The 1000-nt window shown below is 55.0% G+C and carries 1 protein-coding gene and 1 pseudogene; both read left to right on the forward strand.

What is annotated here, in order from left to right:
* The first annotated feature begins 43 nt into the window (after window positions 1–43).
* Window positions 44–571, forward strand: coding sequence for a transposase (locus tag P3C29_RS32585; RefSeq protein ID WP_275966463.1), 528 nt, complete (start codon window positions 44–46; stop codon window positions 569–571).
* A pseudogene (locus P3C29_RS32590) lies at window positions 568–1000 on the forward strand (hypothetical protein); the annotation flags it as partial. The gene P3C29_RS32585 and the pseudogene P3C29_RS32590, both read left to right, overlap by 4 nt.

Genomic DNA, 1000 nt, shown 5'->3' on the forward strand with positions numbered 1-1000 from the left:
CTACTGACTCGACCTACTGACTCGACGCCGCCAGCTCATCGATATGATCGTGGCGGAAGAGTCTCGACTGAAACAGGCGGTATTCAAGGCACTTCGACGGGACATCAAGGCACATATCGTCTGGCTTCAAAAGCGCCTTAAAAGCACAGACGATGACTTGCACGAAGCGATCAAAGCTTCGCCGGCTTGGAAGGCCAATTATGATTTGCTGCGCGAGGTATCGGGCGTTGGCAATGTGCTCGCACTTTCGCTGCTGGCAATGGTTCCGGAGCTGGGTAAGGTTAATCGCAAACAAGTGGCTGCATTGGTTGGTGTGGCCCCTTTTAACTGCGATAGCGGCCTCTACAAAGGACGTAGACGGATATGGGGTGGTCGAGCTGAGGTGCGAAGTGTCCTTTACATGGCTGTCTTGTCCTCGAAGAGCCATAACCCGGTGATCGAGAGGTTTTACAACCACCTGCTTGCTGCAGGGAAGACGAAGAAAGTAGCGCTGGTGGCATGCATGAGAAAGTTGCTGACGATCCTGAATGCGATGGTGCGCGATCAAAAGCATTTCGCTGAAATGGCTTGAATTTCGACACGGTTGCTCACTCCGGCATTACTACGCGGGCCGGCTTGAGTGGTGTGAAGCAAAAGCAAAATCAAAATCTAAAGCGGGCACGGTCCAAATGTGGGAGCTGGCTTGCCTGCGATGGCATCAACTGGGTGCATCTGAAAAACCGAGGTGTCTGCATCGCAGGCAAGCCAGCTCCCACAGAAAAGCAGAGCTGCATCAGTTTCAGATTTGGTTTTCGCTTTCGCTTTGGCTTTTGCTCTGGCTTCTACCACTCAAGCCGGCCTGTAGGCCGCTGTGCTCTTGCTTTTGATCTTGATCTGACTGCCCCAATAAGCCCGAGGCCGAACGCAGGGATTGAGGAGCGGGTAAACCGGCAGGACGCCGGTTTAGCCGCGACGGGGCAGGGACGCCCCGTCGCGGCGGCCCGCGGAGCAATGCCGGAGT

This window comes from Pseudomonas sp. 1912-s, assembly GCF_029269205.1.
In the GTDB taxonomy this organism is placed as follows: Bacteria; Pseudomonadota; Gammaproteobacteria; order Pseudomonadales; family Pseudomonadaceae; genus Aquipseudomonas.